The organism is Burkholderia sp. Bp8992, assembly GCF_003853705.1.
Taxonomy (GTDB): Bacteria; Pseudomonadota; Gammaproteobacteria; order Burkholderiales; family Burkholderiaceae; genus Burkholderia.
Genome location: NZ_QTQI01000005.1, coordinates 134,818 through 155,915 on the forward strand (window position 1 = coordinate 134,818; position 21,098 = coordinate 155,915).

At 69.1% G+C, this 21,098-nt stretch carries 22 protein-coding genes; 13 read left to right on the forward strand and 9 right to left on the reverse strand.

The window, feature by feature from the left end; all coding sequences use genetic code 11:
- The first annotated feature begins 33 nt into the window (after positions 1 to 33).
- Entirely contained in the window at positions 34 to 867 is an 834-nt protein-coding gene (locus DIE03_RS09760; protein ID WP_124449741.1) for a molybdenum cofactor biosynthesis F family protein, read from the forward strand.
- Entirely contained in the window at positions 864 to 1,673 is an 810-nt protein-coding gene (locus DIE03_RS09765; protein WP_124449743.1) for an SDR family oxidoreductase, read from the forward strand. The genes DIE03_RS09760 and DIE03_RS09765 overlap by 4 nt, the downstream gene beginning before the upstream one ends.
- 96 nt (positions 1,674 to 1,769) lie before the next feature.
- On the opposite strand, the gene DIE03_RS09770 is transcribed toward DIE03_RS09765, so the two are convergent.
- A complete protein-coding gene (locus DIE03_RS09770; protein ID WP_124449745.1) occupies positions 1,770 to 2,462 on the reverse strand; it encodes a dihydrodipicolinate reductase in 693 nt (230 codons plus the stop codon).
- A 414-nt stretch (positions 2,463 to 2,876) separates the two neighbouring features.
- Here DIE03_RS09770 and DIE03_RS09780 point away from each other — a divergent pair, with 414 nt between their 5' ends.
- The 4 genes from DIE03_RS09780 (at position 2,877) to creD (ending at position 7,342) form a co-directional block, all read left to right on the forward strand.
- A complete protein-coding gene (locus DIE03_RS09780; protein WP_124449748.1) occupies positions 2,877 to 3,590 on the forward strand; it encodes an SDR family NAD(P)-dependent oxidoreductase in 714 nt (237 codons plus the stop codon).
- Between the two features lie 76 nt (positions 3,591 to 3,666).
- Positions 3,667 to 4,383 (forward strand): two-component system response regulator CreB, encoded by a 717-nt coding sequence (gene creB, locus DIE03_RS09785; protein ID WP_124449750.1) that lies wholly within the window; start codon positions 3,667 to 3,669, stop codon positions 4,381 to 4,383.
- A gap of 15 nt (positions 4,384 to 4,398) precedes the next feature.
- A complete protein-coding gene (gene creC, locus DIE03_RS09790; protein WP_124449752.1) occupies positions 4,399 to 5,850 on the forward strand; it encodes a two-component system sensor histidine kinase CreC in 1,452 nt (483 codons plus the stop codon).
- 103 nt (positions 5,851 to 5,953) lie between these two features.
- Complete coding sequence (gene creD, locus DIE03_RS09795; protein WP_124449754.1) at positions 5,954 to 7,342, forward strand: cell envelope integrity protein CreD; 1,389 nt, start codon at positions 5,954 to 5,956, stop codon at positions 7,340 to 7,342.
- Between the two features lie 74 nt (positions 7,343 to 7,416).
- Here creD and DIE03_RS09800 read toward each other — a convergent pair whose 3' ends face one another.
- Entirely contained in the window at positions 7,417 to 7,839 is a 423-nt protein-coding gene (locus DIE03_RS09800; RefSeq protein WP_124449756.1) for a RidA family protein, read from the reverse strand.
- Positions 7,840 to 7,983: 144 nt separating this feature from the next.
- Between DIE03_RS09800 and DIE03_RS09805 the strand changes: the two genes are divergently transcribed.
- Positions 7,984 to 8,181 carry an oxidoreductase-like domain-containing protein gene (locus tag DIE03_RS09805; RefSeq protein WP_124449758.1) on the forward strand — a complete coding sequence of 66 codons (198 nt, stop codon included), beginning with the start codon at positions 7,984 to 7,986 and terminating at the stop codon, positions 8,179 to 8,181.
- Positions 8,182 to 8,250: 69 nt separating this feature from the next.
- Here the strand turns inward: DIE03_RS09805 and DIE03_RS09810 are convergent, their stop codons facing one another.
- On the reverse strand, positions 8,251 to 9,711 hold the full coding sequence (locus tag DIE03_RS09810; RefSeq protein ID WP_124449760.1) for an MFS transporter: 1,461 nt from the start codon (positions 9,709 to 9,711) through the stop codon (positions 8,251 to 8,253).
- Between the two features lie 145 nt (positions 9,712 to 9,856).
- Here DIE03_RS09810 and DIE03_RS09815 point away from each other — a divergent pair, with 145 nt between their 5' ends.
- Both DIE03_RS09815 and DIE03_RS09820 read left to right on the forward strand, forming a co-directional pair.
- Positions 9,857 to 10,729, forward strand: coding sequence for a LysR family transcriptional regulator (locus DIE03_RS09815; RefSeq protein WP_124449762.1), 873 nt, complete (start codon positions 9,857 to 9,859; stop codon positions 10,727 to 10,729).
- Between the two features lie 43 nt (positions 10,730 to 10,772).
- Positions 10,773 to 11,093, forward strand: a complete 321-nt coding sequence (locus DIE03_RS09820) for a hypothetical protein (protein ID WP_124449764.1) — start codon at positions 10,773 to 10,775, stop codon at positions 11,091 to 11,093.
- Positions 11,094 to 11,124: 31 nt separating this feature from the next.
- Here DIE03_RS09820 and DIE03_RS09825 read toward each other — a convergent pair whose 3' ends face one another.
- Positions 11,125 to 12,027, reverse strand: coding sequence for a LysR family transcriptional regulator (locus DIE03_RS09825; RefSeq protein ID WP_124449765.1), 903 nt, complete (start codon positions 12,025 to 12,027; stop codon positions 11,125 to 11,127).
- A gap of 98 nt (positions 12,028 to 12,125) precedes the next feature.
- Here DIE03_RS09825 and DIE03_RS09830 point away from each other — a divergent pair, with 98 nt between their 5' ends.
- On the forward strand, positions 12,126 to 13,109 hold the full coding sequence (locus DIE03_RS09830) for an NAD-dependent epimerase/dehydratase family protein (protein WP_124449767.1): 984 nt from the start codon (positions 12,126 to 12,128) through the stop codon (positions 13,107 to 13,109).
- Positions 13,110 to 13,459: 350 nt separating this feature from the next.
- Here DIE03_RS09830 and DIE03_RS09835 read toward each other — a convergent pair whose 3' ends face one another.
- From DIE03_RS09835 to DIE03_RS09855, 5 genes are all read right to left on the reverse strand, one after another.
- Positions 13,460 to 14,161: a DUF2848 domain-containing protein gene (locus DIE03_RS09835; protein ID WP_124449769.1), complete on the reverse strand. Its 702-nt coding sequence runs from the start codon at positions 14,159 to 14,161 to the stop codon at positions 13,460 to 13,462.
- A 49-nt stretch (positions 14,162 to 14,210) separates the two neighbouring features.
- Complete coding sequence (locus tag DIE03_RS09840; RefSeq protein WP_124449771.1) at positions 14,211 to 15,530, reverse strand: MFS transporter; 1,320 nt, start codon at positions 15,528 to 15,530, stop codon at positions 14,211 to 14,213.
- Between the two features lie 91 nt (positions 15,531 to 15,621).
- A complete protein-coding gene (locus DIE03_RS09845) occupies positions 15,622 to 16,311 on the reverse strand; it encodes a DUF4286 family protein (RefSeq protein ID WP_124449773.1) in 690 nt (229 codons plus the stop codon).
- A 99-nt stretch (positions 16,312 to 16,410) separates the two neighbouring features.
- Positions 16,411 to 17,448 (reverse strand): LysR family transcriptional regulator, encoded by a 1,038-nt coding sequence (locus DIE03_RS09850; protein WP_124449775.1) that lies wholly within the window; start codon positions 17,446 to 17,448, stop codon positions 16,411 to 16,413.
- Between the two features lie 236 nt (positions 17,449 to 17,684).
- Entirely contained in the window at positions 17,685 to 18,476 is a 792-nt protein-coding gene (locus DIE03_RS09855; protein ID WP_124449777.1) for an SDR family NAD(P)-dependent oxidoreductase, read from the reverse strand.
- A gap of 402 nt (positions 18,477 to 18,878) precedes the next feature.
- On the opposite strand from DIE03_RS09855, the gene DIE03_RS09860 reads away from it, so the two are divergent.
- The 3 genes from DIE03_RS09860 to DIE03_RS09870 all read left to right on the forward strand — a co-directional run bounded on the left by DIE03_RS09860 (position 18,879) and on the right by DIE03_RS09870 (position 20,929).
- Positions 18,879 to 19,760: a neutral zinc metallopeptidase gene (locus DIE03_RS09860; RefSeq protein ID WP_124449779.1), complete on the forward strand. Its 882-nt coding sequence runs from the start codon at positions 18,879 to 18,881 to the stop codon at positions 19,758 to 19,760.
- A gap of 163 nt (positions 19,761 to 19,923) precedes the next feature.
- Positions 19,924 to 20,652 carry a LuxR C-terminal-related transcriptional regulator gene (locus tag DIE03_RS09865; protein ID WP_124449781.1) on the forward strand — a complete coding sequence of 243 codons (729 nt, stop codon included), beginning with the start codon at positions 19,924 to 19,926 and terminating at the stop codon, positions 20,650 to 20,652.
- A 79-nt stretch (positions 20,653 to 20,731) separates the two neighbouring features.
- On the forward strand, positions 20,732 to 20,929 hold the full coding sequence (locus tag DIE03_RS09870) for a hypothetical protein (protein WP_124449783.1): 198 nt from the start codon (positions 20,732 to 20,734) through the stop codon (positions 20,927 to 20,929).
- Positions 20,930 to 21,098 lie beyond the last annotated feature (169 nt).

Sequence of the window (21,098 nt, forward strand, 5' to 3'; positions counted from 1 at the left end):
CCGCCGGGCCTGAAGCTGCGCGGGAGACGGCAGGTGGAACGACAGGATCCGGTATTCATTCAGGTTGGCGCGCTGGCAGACGGCTTCGCGCCGGAAGCGAACATCCTCGCGTCGGTCGACGCACTGGCCGGGCGCACGCTGGCGCTCGGCGACGCATCGGGCGCATGGCGCGTCTATTCGTTCGAGGCGGGCGCGCTGCAGTGGCGCGATGCGGCGACCGACACGAGCGGCCGCGAGCCGTGCCGCGTAACGCGGCTGCGCGACGGGCTGTACTTCGTCGACTATGTCGACACGGCTGCCCGCGCGACGTCGGTCAGTCTCGTGATCGATCTCGACCATGGCGTGTGGACGTCGGTCGTCGGCGTGCTGCCGACCGAAGCCGACACGCGCATCGACGCATTCACACGCGTCGCGCGCGGCTTGCCGCTGACGGCCGTCGATGCGGAATTCCGGCACGGCACGCTCGGCGGCCACTTGCAGCCGGGGCCGCTGCATGCGCCCACGCGCGAGCTGATCGGCAAGCGGACGCTGTACCGCTACAGCCCGACCGAATGCTACGAGCACATCTACCTGAACGAGAATTTCTACGCGTGGCAGTGCCTGCAGGGTGTCGAGGGCGGGCTGGCCGATGTCGACCGCTGTCATTACTTCAGGATCGCCGATGAACTGTATCTGTTCGTGTGGCGCGAAAAGGTGGTGCCGACGCTGGGCGTCGTCCTGATCGACCTTGCGCAGCGCAAGACCGACGGCAAGATCTTCGGCTACCAGGGCGGCGATTTCGGGGCGCTGTCGAACTTCCAGATCGGCGCCTACGCGCAGGTGTTGAACGAAACCGTGCATCCGCTCGGCGGCGAGGCGCAGCGATGAATGCCGTGCCGGGCAGCGGCCGCCTGCGTGCGGATTTCAGCGGGCGCGTCGTGCTCGTCACGGGTGCCGCGCAGGGGATCGGCGCGGCGATCGCGCGCCGTTTCGCGGAGTCCGATGCGTTCGTCGCCGTGGCCGACCTGAACGGCGACGCGGCCGCCGCGCAGGCCGATGCGCTGGCCAGTGCGGGCGGCACTGCGCGCGCGTACCGGGTCGACGCAGCCAGCCGCGACGAACTGGGCGCGCTCGTCGCGGCCGTCGAGCGTGACGGCGGCCGGCTCGACGTCGTCGTTCATAACGCCGCGTATTTTCCGCTGACGCCGTTTGCGCAGATCGACGAGCCGACGCTCGAGCGAACGCTGTCGGTCAACCTGTCGGCGCTGTTCTGGCTCGCGCAGGCCGCGTTGCCGGCATTCGAGCGCGCGGGGGCCGGGCGGCTGCTCGTCACGTCGTCGGTGACGGGGCCGCGCGTCGCCTATCCGGGGCTCGCGCATTACGCGGCGTCGAAGGCCGGCGTGAACGGCTTCATTCGCGCGGCGGCGCTGGAACTCGCGCGCCGCAACGTGACGGTGAACGGCGTCGAGCCGGGGATGATCCGTACGCCGGCGGCCGGCAATCTCGGCGGCGCGTCGGTCGCGGCGCAGATCGCGCGCGACATTCCGCTCGCGCGGATGGGCGAGCCGGAGGACATCGCAAACGCGATGCTGTTTCTCGCATCGGCCGACGCGGCGTACATCACGGGGCAGACGATCGTCGTCGACGGCGGCGCGACCTTGCCGGAGAGCGGGGCGGTGCTGGGAGACGCGTAACGGTGGACGCGAACCGGCACGAGCAGCCGCTGCGGCAACGGTGCGGCCGGCATGTCGTGGCGAGCTGTGCCGTCGCCGGCCCGCACGCCGCCTCGATTACAGCCAGCCGTTGCGGATGAATTCGACGATCGAATAGCGGCGGTTCTCGAGATCGTGCTGCCGGACGGCTTCGACGATGCGCGATACGCCATCCGCATAGGGCGCCGCGCCGACCACGCGCGATTCGAACTGCAGGCTGCATGCGCCGTCGTCGATGCGGATCCGGTGCACCGCATGGCGGCCGAGCTGATCGTCGGGGATGCCGAATTCGCTGCGCTGCACGTCCGGGTCGCGCACGGAGCGGATGTCCTCCGGCGGTACGCCGAGCGATAGGCCGATGCCGACGGCCGTGCCGGGGACGGACGTCTTGCCGGCCTGATGCGATTCCGCGAGGCTGATCTCGCAATCGCGGAACAGGTGGCCGCTCGTTTCCAGCATGCTCATGAACTTGAGCATCAGGATGTTGGTGTTCGGGCAGAGCACGACCGGGAAGTCATGCGATGCGGTTTCGAGGTCGGAGCCGGTGGACAACTCGACGAGCGGCGACGCGGTGGCCCGGCAGAACGCGATCGCGGCGGGGAGTTCGCGGCCGGAACCGGCGTGCACGACGATCGATCGGGCGTCGCTACGCGTTGCGTCGTCTTGCATGCTGTCCGACCAGGGCGTCACGCGACAGGTCGCCGGGTCGAGCTTGTGCGCATTGAGCAGTTCGTTGGCGAGCTTGCCGGTTCCTACGACGATTACTTGCATGAAATTGACGGGTCGGGATTCAGGATTCGAGTCGGAGTTGGCGCGGGCCGTCGGGTAGCCCGGTACGGCGGTCGCGGCGCGCGCCGCGCCGGACGGGCCTCGCGCATTATGCCCGGCCGCCCGCGTCCGCGCTTGCCGGGCGCTGCATGGCGCGGTCGTCACGCCGATGCGTTCGCGCAACCCGTCGTCGCGCTCCAGCGCCGGGCGAGCTTGGCTCGCGACGTCGCGGCAGCCCGTGACGGGTGGGCCGCGATCCGTTTCGTGATGCCGCTGCCGGGCCGGCGGCCGCGCAACCGGGGCGAAACGACGGACGATTTGCGCCGACGCAGCCTCGCCGCCGTGCGCACGGATGCGTGAACGGCGCTACGCTGTCGCAACTTCGTCAAACCATCCTCGATCCAGGAGAACTCATCGATGGAACACGATCTGAAAGGCAAGGCAGTCGCGATCACCGGCGGATTCGGCCATCTGGGCGTCGCGACGGCCGCATGGCTCGGCGCGCGCGGCGCACGCGTCGCGCTGATCGGCCGCGGCGCGGCGCCCGATGCACAGGCGCTGCCCGGTGTGCCGGCCGACGTGTTGCGCGTCGGCGGCATCGATCTCGTCGACCCGCAGGCCGCGGTGCAGGCGCTCGACACGGTCAACCGCGCATTCGGCCGGGTCGACGCACTGCTGAACATCGCCGGCGCATTCGTGTGGCAGACGATCGCCGACGGCGATGCGGCCACGTGGGACCGCATGTACGACCTGAACGTGAAGACCGCGCTGAACGCGTCGAAAGCCGCGCTGCCCTACCTGCTGGCGAGCCCGGCCGGCCGCGTCGTCAATATCGGCGCGGGCGCGGCGTTCAAGGCCGGCGCGGGCATGGGCGCGTATGCGGCCGCGAAGGCCGGCGTCGCGCGGCTCACCGAGGCGCTGGCGGCCGAACTGCTCGACCGCGGCGTGACGGTGAACGCGATCCTGCCGAGCATCATCGACACGCCGCCGAACCGCGCGGACATGCCCGATGCCGATTTCACGCGCTGGGTGCGGCCGGAACAGATCGCGGCGACGATCGGGTTCCTGCTGTCGGCCGACGCGCAGGCGATCACCGGCGCGTCGATTCCGGTGAACGGCCGCGTCGTGTAACGCGCCGGGAAGGGGCTGGCCGGGTCCGGCCGTGCGTACAATGTCGCACCGGATTGTGCGACCCGAACCCGAGACCATGAATCAGCCCAATATCCTGATCGTCGAAGATGAAATGGCGATCGCGGACACGATCGTCTACGCCCTCGGCACCGACGGCATGCAGACCGTCCACTGCACGCTCGGGCAGGCGGCGCTCGACCACCTGCGCGACACGCGTTTCGATCTCGTGGTGCTCGACGTCGGCCTGCCGGACCTCAGCGGCTTCGAGGTGTGCCGGCGGCTGCGCACGTTCACCGACGTTCCGGTGATCTTCCTGACCGCGCGGCACGACGAGATCGACCGGATCGTCGGGCTCGAAATCGGCGCCGACGACTACGTGGTCAAGCCGTTCTCGCCGCGCGAGCTGGCGGCGCGGGTGCGTGTGATCCTGCGCCGCTTCTACCGCACGGCCGCGCCGGGACCGGCGCCAGTGCCTGCATCGGCAACGCTGCCGGCCGAAACGATCGCACCGGGTTTCACGCTCGACACCGACGGCGCGCGCGTATCGTGGCACGGCCACGCGCTGGACCTCACGCGCTACGAATTCGGCCTGCTGGCGCTGCTGGTCCGGCATCCGGGGCGCATCTATTCGCGCGAACAGCTGATGGACCTCGTGTGGCACGAGGCATTCGATTCGGCCGACCGCACGGTCGACACGCACGTCAAGACACTGCGCGCCAAGCTGCGCGCGATCGATCCCGAGCGCGACCCGATCCGCACGCATCGCGGAATGGGTTATTCGCTGCAACCGTAACGACCGGCACCGCCCATGCATATCGGCCTGCGCATCTTCTTCGGTTTCTTCCTGATCGTCGGTCTCGCTGCGCTGATCACGCTGCGCGTATTCGTGCAGGAGGTGAAGCCCGGCGTGCGCGAGGCGATGGAGGACACGCTCGTCGATACCGCGCAGGTGCTCGCGACGCTGGCCGCCGACGACATGGCGCACGGGCATATCGCCGACGGCGCGTTCGCACGTCAGCTCGGGAAACTGCGCGAGCGTCCGGTCAGCGCGAACGTGTGGGGCATCCAGAAGAACGCGATCGGCTACCGCCTCTACATCACCGACGCGCACGGCATCGTGCGCTACGACTCGTCCGGCAGCGCGGTCGGCCAGGACTATTCGCGCTGGAACGACGTGTACCGGACGCTGCGCGGCGAATACGGCGCGCGCAGCACGCGCAGCGATCCGAACGACGACAGCAGCACCGTGATGCACGTCGCGGCGCCGATCCGGCGCGGCAACGAGATCATCGGCGTGCTGACGATCGCGAAGCCGAACCAGACGGTCGCGCCGTTCATCGCGCGCAGCCAGCGCAAGATCATGCTGTACGGCGCGTTGCTGATGGGCGGCGCGATCCTGATCGGCGTGGCGTGCACATGGTGGCTGGTGCTCGGGCTGCGGCGCCTGCAGCGCTATGCGCGTGCGATCGCGGCCGGCGAGCGCGCGGCGATGCCGCTGCAGGGCGCGAACGAGCTGGCCGAGCTCGGGCGCGCGGTGGAGAGCATGCATCAGCGGCTGGAGGACCGGCAGTACGTCGAAACCTACATCCACACGCTCACGCACGAGATGAAGAGCCCGCTGGCCGCGATCAGCGGCGCGGCCGAACTGCTTCAGGAAGACATGCCGGTCGCGAACCGCCGGCGTTTCACCGAGAACATCCGCCGCCAGGCCGGCCGCCTCGAACAGATGATCCGCAAGCTGCTCGCGCTGGCCGAGGTCGAGCAGAAGCAGCGCCTGTCGGTGCACGAACAGGTCGCGTTGCGGCCGGTGCTCGAACAGCTCGTCGACGATCTCGAACCGCGCGCGCGGCAGCGCGGCGTGAGCCTGCGGATCGACGCGAACGATGCGGTCGATCCTGCCGTCGTCGAAGGCGATCCGTTCCTGCTGCGCCAGGCGCTCGGCAACCTGCTCGACAACGCGCTGGATTTCGCGCCGCGGGGCAGCACGATCCGGATCGCGCTCGAACGGCAGCCGGCGGGCAGGGCGCACGTCGCGATCGTGCGCGTCGACGACGACGGCCCCGGCGTGCCCGACTACGCGCTGTCGCGCGTGTTCGAGCGCTTCTATTCGCTGCCGCGCCCCGACGGGCAGGATCGCAGCACGGGCCTTGGGCTGTGTTTCGTCCGCGAAGTCGCGATGCTGCACCGCGGCCAGGTCGCGCTCGCGAACCGCGACGAAGGCGGCGCGTGCGCGACGCTCACGCTGCCGGCGGCCGGCTGAGCGCGCTTCACGTTCGCCACACATTCGCTTCACGCCGGCTTCAATCGCCCTTCACCGGGGCCGCTCATGCTGACCGCACCTTCCACTTCGGTATCCGTCAGCAATGAATCGAGTCCTGTTGTTCAAGTCCGTGATCACCGCGTTTCTCGCGCTGGCGATCCTGATCCCGCTGCAGATGGTCCAGAGCATCGTGCGGGAACGCGCCGATTATCGGCAGAGTGCGCTGCAGAGCATCTGGGCGAGCTACGCGGGCCCGCAGTCGGTGACGGGGCCGGTGCTCGTCGTGCGTTACACGGAAGTCACGCGCGTGCGCGACGATTCGCCGGCCGGCGGCAAGGCGAAGACGAGCCTGAGGAGCGAGACGAAACGCCTGCTCGTGTTTCCGAAGACGCTGAGCGTCGACGGCACGCTGTCGGTCAGCGTGCGCTATCGCGGCATCCACAAGGCGCTGGTGTACGGGCTCGACAGCCGGATGACGGGCACGCTGCCGCTGCCTGACCTGAAGAAGCTGCCGCAGGCCGACGGCCACGTGAGCTTGAAGATCGACGGCGCGTATGTCGCGCTCGGCATCGGCGATCTTCGCGGGCTGAAGGCGCAACCCGACCTGCGCATCGGCGGCAAGCCGCTCGATGTGGAGCAGGGTACGCGGCTCGACAGCCTGCGCCAGGGCGTGCACGCGAACGTCGATCTCGCGGCGTTGCTGGACGCAAACGCAGGGGCGGCGGTCGTGCCGTTCAGCATTGGCCTGCCGCTGGCGGGTGCGGAATCCGTCGCGTTTGCACCGGTGGGTGACCAGAACGACTTTTCGTTGAAGTCGACGTGGCCGCACCCGAGCTTCGGCGGCGAGTTCCTGCCGGCCGAGCGCACGATCGATGCGCGCGGCTTCACGAGCAACTGGCACGTGACGTCGTTCAACACGAAGGCGCGCGAGCAGGTGGCGTCCGGCAACGGCGGGGACGAGATCGAGATGGCGTCGGTGTCGTTGGTCGAACCCGTGAACGTCTATCTGCAGGCGGAGCGTGCGACGAAGTACGGTGCATTGTTCGTGATGCTCACGTTCGCGAGCTTCTTCATGTACGAGCTCGTGAAGCGGCTGCGCATTCACCCGATCCAGTACACGCTGGTCGGCCTGTCGCTCGCGCTGTTCTTCCTGCTGCTGCTGAGCCTGTCCGAGCACATCGCGTTCGGCTATGCGTATCTCGCGGCGAGCGCCGCATGCATCGGACTGCTCGGCTTCTACCTGTCGTTCGTGCTGCACAGCGTGAAGCGCGGCGCGACGTTCACGGCGCTGCTCGGGATGCTCTACGCGGCGCTCTACGGGCTGCTGCTGTCGGAAGACAATGCGCTGATGCTCGGTTCGTTGCTGCTGTTCGCGATCCTCGCCGGCATCATGACGCTCACGCGCCGCGTCGACTGGTATTCGCTCGGCGCCGCATGGCAGCCGCTGGCGGACAAGCAGGGTGCCGCGAAACCGGGCGCGCCGGCGAAGTAATTGCGCGGGTGGCGAGCACGCGCGCCGGCCCGGAATGCCGCGGCCGGCGCGCTTTTGTACGGGGCGCTCGAGCCTTATGCGTGTGAGGCAGGCCGGCGAAACCGCGCCAGCGGAATCTCGGCGACGGCCGTGATCTCGATCAGCAGGTCGGGCTGGTAGAGACGCTCGACCTGAACGGTCGTCGTCACGGGATAGGGCTCGGCGAAATACCGCTTGCGGATGTCGCCCGCCTGCATGAACGCGTCGATGTCGGTTGCGTAGTGGACGAGCGAGATCACGTCCTGCATCTGCCCGCCCATCGCGGCCAGTACGTCGCGGATGTTGTCGAGCGTCTGGCGTACCTGGGCGCGCATGTCGCCGTGGCCGACAACCTGCCCGTCGCGGTCGAGCGCGACCTGTCCCTTCAGATGCACGATCCGGCCGTCGCCCTGGATCACGGCCATCGAGAACGCGCCGAACGGCGCCCAGACTTCCGGTGGATTCAAGGCTTCGGCCATCGCGCAGCTCCGGTAGGGCGGGCACGGGATACCCGTGCCATCGCGGCATTATGGCGGAGTTCCTCGTCGCCCCGTCCGTCCGGCTGACAGCGGCGGTGGCTCCGATCGACCTATACTGATCGTTCCACATTACCGGGCCACGCCGTGCCGAACCAAGCTTCAGAAGATCCGTCCGTCGACGATCCCCGTCCGACCCCGCCTGTCCAGCCCGAGCTGGAGGACTGCTGCAACAGCGGCTGCTCGCCGTGCGTTTTCGATTTATACGACGAAGCGCTCGCGCGCTATCGTATCGAACTGGCCGAATGGGAGGCGCGGCAAGCGCAACGCAAGCATCATCATTGAACCGGGCGCCGGCGCGTGCCTGCGCCATCGCGCGATCCGGTCCATTAAGCCGCTGCCATCCCTGTCCGGCTACGCGCCGGCATGCAGCCGCCGATGCAGCGGCCCGAGCGCCGTCGACAATGCGATGCACACCAGCAACACGACCGTCAGCGTGAACATCGACGTCCGGAATCCCTGCACGTAGTCGATCGCGGCCGGATGCACGCCGAGCCGCGCGAAGAACACGCCGCCGATCGTCGCGGCGCCGACGGCCGCACCGATCTGCAGCATCGCGCTGACCATCCCGGACGCGACGCCCGCGCGGGCCGCGTCGACTTCCGCGAGCACGATCCTCACGACCGACGGCAGCACGAGGCCTTGCCCGATCCCGATCGCCGCGATGCCCGCATAGAAGCCGGGCCCCGGCGCATCCGCACGGGCGAGTGCGGCGGCGGTCGTGACGCCGGCCGCGAGCATCACGAAGCCGAGCGTGAGCACGCGATGGCCGCCGAACCGGCCGACGAGGCGCGGCATCAGCAGCGGGCTTGCGAGGAAGCCGAGCCCGAGCGGCAGGATTGCGAACCCCGACGCGAGCGGCGACCAGTTCAGGCAGCCCTGCAGATAGATCCCGTAGCTCAGGAAGAACGCGCTCAGCATGTAGAACAGGAACGCGAGCAGGAGCCCGAGCGCGACGACCGGGTTGCGGAACAGGCGCACGTCCAGGAGCGGATCACGACCGCCGGCAAGCCGGCGCGATTCGACTGCCAGCAGCGCGCCGAGCATCGGCAGCGCGCCGACGAGGCACGCGATCATCCACAGCGGCCAGCCGGCTTCGCGGCCGTGTGTGAGCGGATACACGAGCATCAGCAGGAACAGCGACATCAGCACCGTGCCGGGCACGTCGATACGCTGGCCGCGCGGCGGCCGGTTCTCCGGAATGAAGCGCCAGCTGCCGATCAGCGCGAGGACGCCGATCGGCAGATTGACGAGGAAGATCGCGCGCCAGCCGAGCCCGAATGGATGCAGGCTGATCAGCGCGCCGCCGCCGAGCTGGCCGATCACGGCCGCGAGGCCGAACGCGAACCCGTAGAAGCCCATGACGCGCACCTGTTCCTGCGGGCTGAACACGCTGCGGATCGTCGCGAGCACCTGCGGCGCGAGGATCGCGGCGAACAGGCCCTGCAGCACGCGGCCGCCGACCAGCACCGTGCCGCTGCCGGCGAGCCCGCACAGCGTCGACGCGAGCACGAAGCCGGCCATGCCGAGCATGAACATGCGCTTGCGGCCGTACAGGTCGCCGAGGCGGCCGCCGGTGATCTGGACGACCGCGCTTGCGCACGCATACGCCGACACGACGAGCTGCAATTCGGCCGGTCGCGCGTCGATGCCGTCGCGGATGGCCGGTAACGCAAGATTCACGATGAAGTAGTCGAGCGGCGGCAGAATGGCGCCGACCAGCAGGACCACGAGCGCCCAGCCGTGATGGCTGCGCGGCGTCGCCGCGGCAGCCGCGCCGGCCGGCGCGCAAGGAGCAAGGGTGGGGTTCGTCATGAAAGCGGGTCCAGAAAAATGAGGGCCGTATGTGCAGGCGACGCACGCAGGCCGTTGACCCCGTATTCTGGCGGTGGCCTATGGTTCGGAAAAGCGGGAAAGAGTGGTAGCATCCATCGGATTATTCGATGGATAGGAGATGGCGATGCGCGGTTTCGACCTGGACCAGTTGCGCACGTTCGCGGCGGTCGCCGACGCCGGCAGCCTGTCGGCCGCCGCGCCGCTGCTGCACCTGTCGCAGTCGACGGTCAGCGAGCAGGTGCGCAAGCTCGAGTCACGTGCCGGCGTGCCGCTGTTCGTGCGCAGCAAGCGCGGTGTCGAGCCGACGCCGGCCGGCACGCGGCTGCTGCATCACGCGCGGCGTATCGTGGCACTGAACGAGGCCGCGTTCGACGAGCTGCGCGGGCAGGCGATCAAGGGCGAGCTGCGCGTCGCGATCACCGATTACTACCGCACGAATGAAGTGGCGGGGATGCTGGCGCGGCTGCGGGAGTGCTACCCGCAGTTGAGCCTGCACGTGAGCGCGATGAAGAGCGTGGACATCGAGGCGGCGCACGCGCGGGGGCAGATCGATCTCGGCGTCGTGATGAACATGTCGAGCGGGCCGTTCCGGCCTGTGTCGGCCGATACGCGCTGGGTGTTGCGTCGCGAGCCGCTGTCGTGGGTCGCATCGCCCGCGCTCGCCGAGCAGTTGCCCGAGCCGCTGCCGCTCGTGCTGCTGCCGGATGACTGCATGATGCATCAGGTCGCCGTGCGCTCGCTCGACGAGCAGCGCACACAGTACGTGCTCGTGCACAGCGCGTCGGGCGTCGCGGGGCTGCAGTCGATGCTCGCGGCGGGGCTCGGGGTCGGCTGCCTGTGCGCGTCGGCGATTGGCGACGGCCTGATGCGGCTCGGCACGAAATACCGGTTGCCGCCGTTGCCCGACGCGGTGTTTTCGCTGACGCCGCCGATGCCGGGCGAGCGCGAGACCGTCACCCAGGCGCGCGAGGTGCTGTCGCGCCAGTTGCTGATGTAAAACCAGGCCGTGCGACACGCGGCGGCGCGTTCGAGAGGCGTGCATGAACGACGAACTGAAGAACCAGATGGCGGCGAAGCTGCAGGACGCGCTGGAACGCGTGGTCGACGAGCGTTCGCTGATCTACTTCCTGCGCGTGCTCGGCCATGACTGGCACAAGGAGCGGCAGCTCGAGGCCGACGTGCCGCCGTCGCCGTACGCGCGCGCCGCGTTCGGCTGGGAAAACCGCTCGATCGGCGAGTATCTGGAGGCGATGGTCGACTGGGCCGAGGCGTCGGAGGAGGGGCTGCGTTTCTACGAGGTGCCCGACAATCCGTGGCGGCGCATCGCGGACATCCTGTTCGCCGGGAAAAGCTACGAGTAGCGACGCGCGGGCGCTTTATGAGCGCGGCGGCCTACTCGGCAACTTCCCCTTCCGCATATGCACGCAACCCGTTGGCCAGCGCATCGAACACGGCGCGGCAGCGCGGGTTCGTCCGCAAATCCTCATGCATCACGACCCAGGTTTCCAGCTTCATCGCGAGTTCGTCCGGCAGCACGCGCACGATTCGCGCATCGCGTTTCGCGAGCGCCGACTGGCAGAAGCCGATGCCGTAGCCGGCGCGGATCATCGCGAGTTGCGCGAGGTTGCTGTCGGTGCGCAGCGCAAACGCTTCGCGCTTCCATAACGGCATCCCGCGCCCCGCCGAGCGGATGAACGGCGTGACCGTATCGAAGCCGATCAGCGCGTGATGCGCGAGTGCGTCGGTCGTCGCGGGCGCCCCGTGGTGCGCGAGATAGTCGTCGCGGGCATACAGCCCGACCTCGATTTCGCCGACTCGCCGCGCGACGAGCGCGTCCTGCGCGGGCGGCGCCATCCGGACCGCGATGTCGGCCTCGCGCTTCAGCACATCCTGGATGCGGTCAGTCGGCACCAGCTCGATGACGAGCCCCGGATGGTCGCGCCGCAACTGCGCGAGCATCGGCGGCAGCACCTCGACGGCGATCACGTCGCTTGCGGAGATCCGCACGATGCCGCGCACGCCCGCGCCGTGGCTCGCGGCCGCACGCTCGAACGCGGCGGCCGCGCTGCGCAGCGCTTCCGCGTGGCCGCGCAGCGCAAGCGCCGCCTCGGTCGGCAGCAGGCCCGACGGCGAGCGCGTGAACAGCGTCTGGCCGAACGCGGCTTCGAGCGCCGCGACGTGGCGGCCGGCGGTGGGCTGCGTAATGCCGAGCGCGCGCGCCGCGCCGGACAGCGAGCCTTCCGTCAGCACGGCGAGGAAGGTCCGGTAGCGTTCCCAGTTCAGATCGATGGTCATACATAAATGTATAGCTGATCCTATAGGTTAGGCAATTTATTGTTGGCCGCCGGCGCGCGAGAATGCGTCTCACGATGAATCATTCAAGGAGAGCAGCGATGACGACGAATGCAGGCGGGACGCAACGGCAGGCACTCGTGCTCGGCGCGAGCGGCGGGATTGGCGGGGAAGTCGCACGGCAGTTGCGCGATGCGGGCTGGCAGGTGCGCGCGCTCAAGCGCGGGCTCGATGCCGAGGTCGTGGAGCGCGACGGCATCGCGTGGATGCGCGGCGACGCGCTGGATCGCGAGGCGGTGATCCGCGCCGCACGCGGCTGCAGCGTGATCGTGCATGCGGTGAATCCGCCCGGATACCGGAACTGGGCGCAGCAGGTGCTGCCGATGATCGACAACACGATCGCGGCGGCGAAGGCGGAGCGGGCCACCGTCGTGCTGCCGGGCACCGTCTACAACTACGGCGCCGACGCGTTTCCGGTGCTGGTCGAAGATGCGCCGCAGCATCCGTCGACGCGCAAGGGCGCGATCCGCGTCGAGCTGGAGCGCCGGCTGCAGGACGCGGCCGGGCAGGGCGTTCGCACGATCATCGTGCGGGCCGGCGATTTCTTCGGGCCGAAGCTCACCGGCAACAGCTGGTTTGCGGCGGGGTTGGTCAAGGCCGGGCGGCCGGTTGCTGCCATCAGCGTGCCGGGGCGGGACGGCATCGGGCATCAATGGTCGTACGTGCCGGACGCCGCGCGCGCGATGGTCGAGCTGATCGAGCGGCGCGACACGCTGGAACCGTTCGCGCGCTTTCACCTCGGCGGGCATTGGGACGAGGATGGCTCGCAGATGGCGGAGGCCGTGCGCCGCGTCGCGCAGCGGCACGGGCTGCGGCCGACGGTGCGCAAGTTCCCCTGGTGGTTCGTGTGGGCCGCGGCGCCGTTCGTCACGACGCTGCGCGAATTGCTCGAGATGCGCTACCTGTGGCGCGAGCCGATCCGGCTCGACAACACGCGCGTGACCACGGTGCTCGGCCGCGAGCCGGTGACGCCGCTCGACACGGCGGTGGAAGTGACATTGGCGGGGCTGGGGTGTCTCAAATGAGCTGCGGCCGGTAGCACGAGTTGCACCCGGGCACCGAAACGCGTCACGGCGAACCACTGCACTCGCGGAACAACAATTCTCCACATACCCGCACGCGTCCGGTGCGCATCATGTCGGTCAATGCCGAGACGGCGAAAACGGGGGCGCGATGGGGTATTTTGGATGGAAAGTGTCGGTTGCGGGGGCAATCATGTTCACGTTGAGCGGGTGCACCAACCTGGCTGGCGTGCTGTACTGCGGCAACTCGCAATTCAATTTTCCGGATTACCACTGCTTCGAATCGTACCGGTAGAACAGCGCGCCGACCGAACGCCGCCGCGCCCGCGTCCCATGCGGTTTCCCGCTGCCCGTTACGCCACGACCGGCAGCACCTCGACCGCATACCGGTGCCGCAGGCTGCGCCCGAGCACCGGATCGTGCAGTTCCATTTCGAACGCGTCACCGTCGCCCATCGCCGCGATTGCGCCATGCACGGCGACCGTGCCGCCATACATCGCGCAGCGCGCGGGCATCGTGCGGCGGTCGTCGAAACGCTGCCACAGCACCTCGGGCACAAGCAGGCCGCTGACCGCGCCGTGCTGATATGCCGTCCGTTCGCCATCGCGCGAAATCAGCCAAGAACGCATCTCGATCGCATCCCAGTGATCCGCTACTTCCGCGTAAAGCCACGCGTCGCGGCCGAGCGGCTTCGCGCATACCTGCTTCGACACTGCGACGCCATACGCCTCGACTTCACGATCCGTATGATCGGAGCCGACGGTCACGAGCGTGCCGGCCGGGCTGTCGACCAGCACGCATTCGATCTCGCCGCCCGAGCGCGCACCGAGCACGCCGATCGACGGTGCCTGCGTGAGCAGTGCCGACGACACGCGATAGAAGCACGGCGTGGTCGACGGCGGCACGACGCCGAGTGCCGCGAGTTCGTCGATATGCGCCTGGATCGCTGCCGGGTCGCGGCCGGCCCAGCCGGCAATCACGACGCGCTGGATGTCGACGTCGACGGCGGTTGGCGCGCCTTGCAGGGAAATCATGTTGAACGACAGGGTTGGCATGCGGAGATCCGTTTGAAGTGCGAAGAAAAGAATCGGCTGGCGGCGACGCTCAATCCTCGAGCGGCCGGTGCGCGGTTTCGCGCGCGACGAGCAGCGCAATCGACGTGACGACGAGCGCGGCGGTGACGTACAGCGACACGGCCGTCGTCGTGCCCGTCTGCCGGAACAGCGCGGCGATCACGAGCGGCGCGAAGCCGCCGCCGACGATGCCCGCGAGCGTGTACGCGAGCGACGAGCCGGCATAGCGCACGCGGGTCGGGAACTGCTCGGTCACGAACGCGCCCTGCGGGCCGTACATCACCGCATGGATCACGAGGCCGATCGCAACCGCCGCGACGATCGCACCGGGGCGCGCCGAATCGAGCATCACGAAGAACACGAACGCCCACACGATGCCGGCCATTGCGCCGGCGAGATACACGGGCCGGCGGCCGAAGCGGTCCGACAGCGCACCGAAGAACGGCACCGCGAGCGCGTTGCAGGCCGTGCCGATCATCACGGCCGTCAGCGCGACGGGGCGCGACAGGTGCAGCACGGTCGTCACGTAGGTGAGCGTGAACACGACGATCAGCGCATACAGCACATCCGAGCCGATCCGCGAGCCGCCCGCGATCAGCAGGCGCTTCCAGTGATGCTTCAGCACGTCGGCGACGGGCACTTCGGCGGTTGCGTGCGACTCGGCGAGTTGCTCGAACTGCGGCGTTTCGTCGACGCCGCGTCGCAGCCAGAAACCGAACACGACGAGCAGCGCGCTGGCCGCGAACGGCACGCGCCAGCCCCACGACAGGAAGGTGTCGGACGTGGTCGACAGCGTCACGAGCGCGATGCAGCCGGTGCCGAGCAGCGTGCCGAACGACGGGCCGATCTGCGTCCACGACGCGGACAGGCCGCGCCGGTTCTGGTCGCCATGCTCGACCGACAGCAGCACCGCGCCGGCCCATTCGCCGCCGAGCGCGACGCCCTGCACGAAGCGCAGCGCGACGAGCAGGATCGGGCTCAGGATGCCGGCTTGCGCATAGGTCGGCAGCGCGCCCATCAACGCGGTCGTCACACCCATCAGCACGAGCGTGAGCATCAGCACCGCGCGGCGGCCGATGCGGTCGCCGAGGTTGCCGAACACGAAACCGCCGAGCGGGCGCGATACATAGCCGACCGCATAGGTCGAGAACGCGAGGATCGTGCCGGCCAGCGGATCGACCGACGGGAAGAACAGGTGGTTGAAAACGAGCGCGGCGAGCGTGTTGTAGATCGTGAAGTCGTACCACTCGAGCGACGTGCCGATCATGCTCGCGGTCGCGAGTCGGCTGGTGCGGACGCGGCGGGGCGCGCGGGCGGCGGGCTGGGCGAGAGTGCTCATGGTATCGGGCAGGTCGTGACGGATGACGGGAGTAGGCGCACAGCCGGCGTGCCGGCCGCGTACGGGTGCGGTACGGCGAGCGCAGGCGGGCGGCGTTCAGTGTTCAGGCTGGCAATGCGGCAGCGGCGGCCGGTTCGTCTTCGGCGGCGCGGTGTGCAACCTGCAGCGGTGCAGCGGCGCGCCACAGCAGGTCGAACGTGCGCACGTCGTCGTGCCCGGCGAGCGCGGCGGCCACGCGACGCGTCACGGCGGCGTCGCTGCCTTCGATTAGCACGAGCGCATCGGCAGCCGGGCGGGCGGCCGCATCGGCGCCGATCGGCGCGGACAGGTCGGGTGTGGTGCGGAAGAGTCGTGCGGCGTGGATATGCGGTTCGTGCAGCGCGTCGTCGAAGCGTTCGCGCAGGTGCGGCGCGTCGATGCGGTCCGGCGGCAGCACGAACAGCGCGAGATGCGCGCCTTCGCCGTCGCCGGCCTCGATCGTCAGTTCGCCGACGCGCCGCTGCGTGCCCGTCATGCGTTCGAAGTTCGCGAGCGACCACGCGGTCTGCTGCGTGAACGCGCGCCGGTACGCATCGCCGCGGAACACGTCGAGCGCGTCCGTCACGTACAGCGCGAGGTACTTGCGCGGGCCGCCGTCGGTCGCGCGAAAGCGCCGCGCATGCGTGAAGCCGGGAATCGCGACACGCTCCTGCATGTGCTCGCGGTCGTACCACGCGTTGAAATCGGCTTCGTGCGCGGGGTCGATATCCGTCCAGACGCAAAGCTGGCCGTGCGGAAGGGAAAGGCGGGTCATCGCGGGGTTCCTCGTGACGGGGGTGTCAGGAACCTCAGTTTCCCGAAGCCGGGCTGCGCCCGTCCAACAAGAAAACAAATTCGCGGTGAACAGGTTTTCTTATGAGCGGCGCGAGCGGCGTTTCGCAGCCGGGGCGGCAGGCGGCTCGGCCTTGGTCGTGCGCGTCGCTTTTGCCTGCGTTTTCGTCTTGGTCCGCGGCGCCTTGCGTGCGGGCGTTGCATCGATGCGTTCGGGCGCGGCCGGTTTCGCGTGACCGGCAGCGGCCGCCATCGCGCGTGCGACTTCGCTCGCGAGTTCCGCGATGCGCGCGGCCACCGGCAAACCCTGGCTGCGGTACGTCGCGACGAGCGGCAACGCGGGGAATTCGGGTTCGACGTCGAGCAGTTCGAGCGTGCCTTCGTGCAGCTCGCGCCCGATGATCGCGGGCGGCAGCGCGGCCACGCCGAAGCCGTCGGCGACGAGGCGGATCATCGCGGCGACCGACGTGATGCAGTTGATGCTGGCCGGCCGTTCGACGGCAGCGAACAGCCGCTCGATCGTCGCGTGCGGCCCCGAATGGCGCGAGAAGCTGATGATCGGAAACCCGGCCAGGCGCGCGACGTCGAGCGGCTGGCCGCCGAGCCCGAGGCGCGGGCTCGCGGCCCAGCGCACCGGGAATTCGCACAGCGGCAGGTTCGTGAAGTCGGGGCCCGGCACGGGGTCGGTCTGCAGGATCAGGTCGACGCCGTCGGTGCTGAGCAGACGGATCAGGTGCAGCGTCGTGTCGCTCGTGATCTCGACGTCGAGGCGCGGATAGCGCTCGCGCAGTTGCGCCATCAGCGCCGGGAACCAGCTGTGCACGATCGATTCGATCACGCCGATCCGGATCAGGCCCGCGTCGCTCGCCGCATCGATGTCGCGACGCATTTCGCCGTCGAGCCGCACGATCCGCTCTGCGTACGCGAGCATGCGGCGGCCCGCGGGCGTCAGCGTGGCCGAGCGCGTGTTGCGGTCGAACAGGCGCACGTCGAACGCTTCCTCGAGCGAGGCGATGCGGCTCGATACGGCGGCTTGCGTCGTGTGCAGCTTTTCGGCCGTGAGCCGGAAGTTTTCCAGCTTCGCGAGCCAGACGAAGGTTTCAAGAAACCGGATGTTCATCGATGACCGAACTGTGAGGCGGCGCCGGACGGGGCGGCAGGATCGGTCGATGGTAGCGGATTTTCGGGGCGGGCAACGGGCAGACAAACGGGCAGACAAACGGCGCGTTTGCCGCCGGGCAGACAAACGGGCAGGCGGCGCGGCGCGTTTGCCGCGGCGGGTACGGATGCTCGCGGCGCCGGTGCCGGCGCACTTGCCCGCTACGACGTGCCGCGCGGGCGGTGCGCCGCTCCGTGTCAAAGCGCGTCGAACGCGAGCGTCGGCACGTCGACGACCATCGCGCCGCCGTCGGCAACGAGCGTCGCTCCGGTGATGAAGGACGCGTCCGGCGACGCGAGGAACGCGCAGACGGCCGCGATTTCGTCCGGCTCGGCCGCGCGGCGCAGCGGCACGTCGGCGCTCACGCGCGCATACGCGCCGTCGAGCGAGTCGCCGTGCGCGGCCATCAGCGGTTCCATTTCCGCGTCGGCCATCGGCGTGCGGACCCAGCCGGGGCATACGGCGTTCGCGCGCACACCGTGCGGCCCGTAGTCGCGTGCCAGCGACCGCGCGAGCCCGAGCAGCGCATGCTTGCCGACCGTGTAGCCGCATACGCCTGGTCCGGCCGCGAGCGCGGCGATCGACGCGACCAGCACGATGCTGCCACGCTGCGTGATCAGGTCGGGCAGGCACGCACGCGCGCTGACGAACGCGGTGTCGAGGTTTGCGTGCATCGCGTTGCGCCACTGCGTGTCGTCCGTTTCGTCCGCTCGGCCGACGCCGTGGCCGCCCGCGCACGCGACGAGCGCGTCGACGCGGCCGAAGCGTTCGGCGATGCGCGGCATGAACGCGGCCCAGTCGGCGGTGCTCGCGGCGTCGCCGGCGAGGACGAGGCCGCCCGTCTCGGCGGCCAGCGCGTCGAGCGGCGCCTGACGGCGCCCGATCAGCACGACGCGATCGCCGCGGCTGGCGAAGCGGCGCGCGCATGCGGCGCCGATGCCGGTGCCCGCGCCGGTGATCGCGATCGTGCGAGATTGCGGGTGCGTCATGTCGTTCTCCGGAAAGGTGTCGTTACCGGCCACTTTAGGCGGCGCCGGCGCGCGACGGTATCCGCCGAAAGGATGAACGCGGGTCGTTCGGACGGCCGGCGCGGCCGTGGCCCATTTTGCAAAGGCTGACGATGTCCGGCGCCGAATCGCTCTATCCTCCACATTTTTGGGATAAGTCACGAAAGCCCGGCAAAATAGCGCAGGCGTGCGCGCGCCTCGACGCGCGGCGCGTCGGCCGGCCGATTCCGTCGTGCGAGCGGAGCGGCAGGCGGACGAGATCGGCGCGAGCCTGCGCCCGATATGCGGGCGTCGTGCCCGCCGATGGATCGGGTCGCCGCGGCGTATCGCCCGGTTGCGCGCTGGCGCGGCCGGACCATCGACACGAACAGGGAGGGGCCGGCAATGAGGCTGGACGACGAAAGTGAAAGCATGAACGTCGAGGATCGCCGCGGCGCCGGCGGTTTCGGCGGCGGGCGCGGCGCGACGATCGGCATCGGCACGATCGTGGTCGCGCTGGCCGCGTCGTATTTCTTCGGGATCGACCCGCGCGTGGTGCTCGAAGGCGCATCGGCGCTGCAGGGGCGCCAGCAGCAGGCGCAGCCCGCGCCGACGCAGCACCAGGGCGCATCGGCGAACGATCCGGGCGCGGTCTTCACGCGCAAGGTGCTCGGCAATATCGAGCGCACGTGGACGGGCGTGTTCAATACCCAGCTGCATGCGCAGTACCAGCCGCCGAAGCTCGTGATGTTCACGAATTCGACGCCGACCGCGTGCGGCACCGGCCAGACCGCGATGGGGCCGTTCTACTGCCCGGGCGACCGCAACGTGTATATCGATCTCGGCTTCTACGACGAACTGCGCAAGCGTTTCGGCGCGGGCGGCGATTTCGCGCAGGCCTACGTGATCGCGCACGAAGTCGGCCATCACGTGCAGAACCTGCTCGGCATTTCCGACAAGGTCGACGCCGCGCGCCGGCGGTCGAGCCAGGCGCGCTCGAACGCGCTGTCGGTGCGGATGGAGTTGCAGGCCGACTGCTTTGCCGGCGTGTGGGCGAACAACGCGCAGCGCGCGAACCAGCGGCTGATGGAGCCGGGCGATTTCGAGCAGGGGCTGAAGGCGGCCGCCGCGATCGGCGACGACCGGCTGCAGCAGCAAGGGCAGGGCTATGTCGTCCCGGAAAGCTTCACGCACGGCACCAGCGACCAGCGCGTGTACTGGCTGCGGCGCGGGATGGAGTCCGGCGAGGTGAGCGCCTGCGACACGTTCGCCGCGAACGCGCGCTGAAAACGGGGCGCGCACCGTCGCGCGCCCGTATCGTCCCGCCCGAACCGGCCACCGCAGCCGGAACGGGACGATTTGCCGATTCGTGCTCACCCGTGCTTTTCGGCGCCGGTAGGCTGGCCCGGACTTCGCAATTCGATCCGTGCGCCCGCGAGCCGACTCCACCATGCCGACCCCCTCCGTTTCCGCCGACCCGGACGCCGCCGACTGGCAGCGCGCGCTGCGCGCGTGCGTGGACGCGTTCGACGCGTTCGCGAGCCCGTCCGCGATCGTTTTCTACCGGCTCGACCAGAGCGGCGAGCCGGCCGATTTCGAGCTGTTCGGGATGCCGGAATCGATGCACCGCACCTATGTCGCGCGCTATCGGATGCTCGATCCGCTGCACCCGTCGCGCTGCGCGGCGGGCGAATGCGCGGTCGTCACGCTCGCATCGCAATTGCCTGACGAAAGGCGCGATGCGTCGGCGTACTGGACCCGCTTTCTGAGGCGGCACGAAGTGGCCGACGTCATCGAGATCTGGCTGCGCGATGCGGGCCGGACGGTCGGCGCGTTTTCGCTGCTGCGTTTCGGGAAGGGGGACGCGACCGGCAACAGCACGGCAGGGCGGTTCGCGCCCGGCGAAATCGACGCGCTCGCGCGGTTGCAGCCGGTAGCCGAAGCCGCGCTGAGCCCGCTGCTGCGCGCGCGGCGCGGGATCCACCGGATCGGCTGCGAGGAACGGCTCACCTACCGCGAGGAGCAGATCGCGCGTCTCGTGCGCGACGGCCGCTCGAACAAGGAGATCGCGCGCGACCTCGCGCTCGGGCAACCGACGGTCAAGACTCATCTGATGCGCATGTACCGCAAGCTCGGCGTGTCGAACCGCACCGAACTGGTCGGGGCGCTGTTCCTGTAGTCGTTCTGCGAACGGGCCCGCGACGTCGTGCAGTACCATGCGCGATCGTCGTTTCGATAACAATCAGAGGGCCGGGAACATGGACGTCACGATCATTGCCGCTTCGCTTGTGGTCATCGCGTTGAGCGTTGCGTTACCGATTTTCATCATCAGAACCGTGCGAAGCGGGATCTACGACTCGCTGTACTTCCTGATTCCGCTTGCGCTCGGCGTTTACTGGCTGGACTACCAGGCATACAACTTCCTGGCGTCGATGGCGCACGGTTTCAGAAACTGACGATTCAATGACCGGACCTCCGTCCGGCACCAAAACGACTGCAGCCCGGCCGATCACCCGCATCGCTCGCCAGCATCCCCGCGGTTCGACCCCGCCACCTCCCCCCCACGCGCTGCCAATTTGCGCTCACCGGGCGTGATCCCCCGTCGATACAGTGGTCCGACGCCCG

Bases quoted from the DNA above. Each gene is read 5' to 3' on its own strand.
- DIE03_RS09855 (WP_124449777.1), bottom strand. From the start codon at position 18,476: ATGACGCACCCGCAATCTCGCACGATCGCGATCACCGGCGCGGGCACC.
- DIE03_RS09845 (WP_124449773.1), bottom strand. From the start codon at position 16,311: ATGACCCGCCTTTCCCTTCCGCACGGCCAGCTTTGCGTCTGGACGGAT.
- DIE03_RS09765 (WP_124449743.1), top strand. From the start codon at position 864: ATGAATGCCGTGCCGGGCAGCGGCCGCCTGCGTGCGGATTTCAGCGGG.
- DIE03_RS09800 (WP_124449756.1), bottom strand. From the start codon at position 7,839: ATGGCCGAAGCCTTGAATCCACCGGAAGTCTGGGCGCCGTTCGGCGCG.
- DIE03_RS09820 (WP_124449764.1), top strand. From the start codon at position 10,773: ATGAACGACGAACTGAAGAACCAGATGGCGGCGAAGCTGCAGGACGCG.
- DIE03_RS09835 (WP_124449769.1), bottom strand. From the start codon at position 14,161: ATGCCAACCCTGTCGTTCAACATGATTTCCCTGCAAGGCGCGCCAACC.
- DIE03_RS09815 (WP_124449762.1), top strand. From the start codon at position 9,857: ATGCGCGGTTTCGACCTGGACCAGTTGCGCACGTTCGCGGCGGTCGCC.
- DIE03_RS09780 (WP_124449748.1), top strand. From the start codon at position 2,877: ATGGAACACGATCTGAAAGGCAAGGCAGTCGCGATCACCGGCGGATTC.
- DIE03_RS09865 (WP_124449781.1), top strand. From the start codon at position 19,924: ATGCCGACCCCCTCCGTTTCCGCCGACCCGGACGCCGCCGACTGGCAG.
- creD (WP_124449754.1), top strand. From the start codon at position 5,954: ATGAATCGAGTCCTGTTGTTCAAGTCCGTGATCACCGCGTTTCTCGCG.
- creC (WP_124449752.1), top strand. From the start codon at position 4,399: ATGCATATCGGCCTGCGCATCTTCTTCGGTTTCTTCCTGATCGTCGGT.
- DIE03_RS09870 (WP_124449783.1), top strand. From the start codon at position 20,732: ATGGACGTCACGATCATTGCCGCTTCGCTTGTGGTCATCGCGTTGAGC.
- DIE03_RS09810 (WP_124449760.1), bottom strand. From the start codon at position 9,711: ATGACGAACCCCACCCTTGCTCCTTGCGCGCCGGCCGGCGCGGCTGCC.
- DIE03_RS09770 (WP_124449745.1), bottom strand. From the start codon at position 2,462: ATGCAAGTAATCGTCGTAGGAACCGGCAAGCTCGCCAACGAACTGCTC.
- creB (WP_124449750.1), top strand. From the start codon at position 3,667: ATGAATCAGCCCAATATCCTGATCGTCGAAGATGAAATGGCGATCGCG.
- DIE03_RS09825 (WP_124449765.1), bottom strand. From the start codon at position 12,027: ATGACCATCGATCTGAACTGGGAACGCTACCGGACCTTCCTCGCCGTG.
- DIE03_RS09860 (WP_124449779.1), top strand. From the start codon at position 18,879: ATGAGGCTGGACGACGAAAGTGAAAGCATGAACGTCGAGGATCGCCGC.
- DIE03_RS09830 (WP_124449767.1), top strand. From the start codon at position 12,126: ATGACGACGAATGCAGGCGGGACGCAACGGCAGGCACTCGTGCTCGGC.
- DIE03_RS09850 (WP_124449775.1), bottom strand. From the start codon at position 17,448: ATGAACATCCGGTTTCTTGAAACCTTCGTCTGGCTCGCGAAGCTGGAA.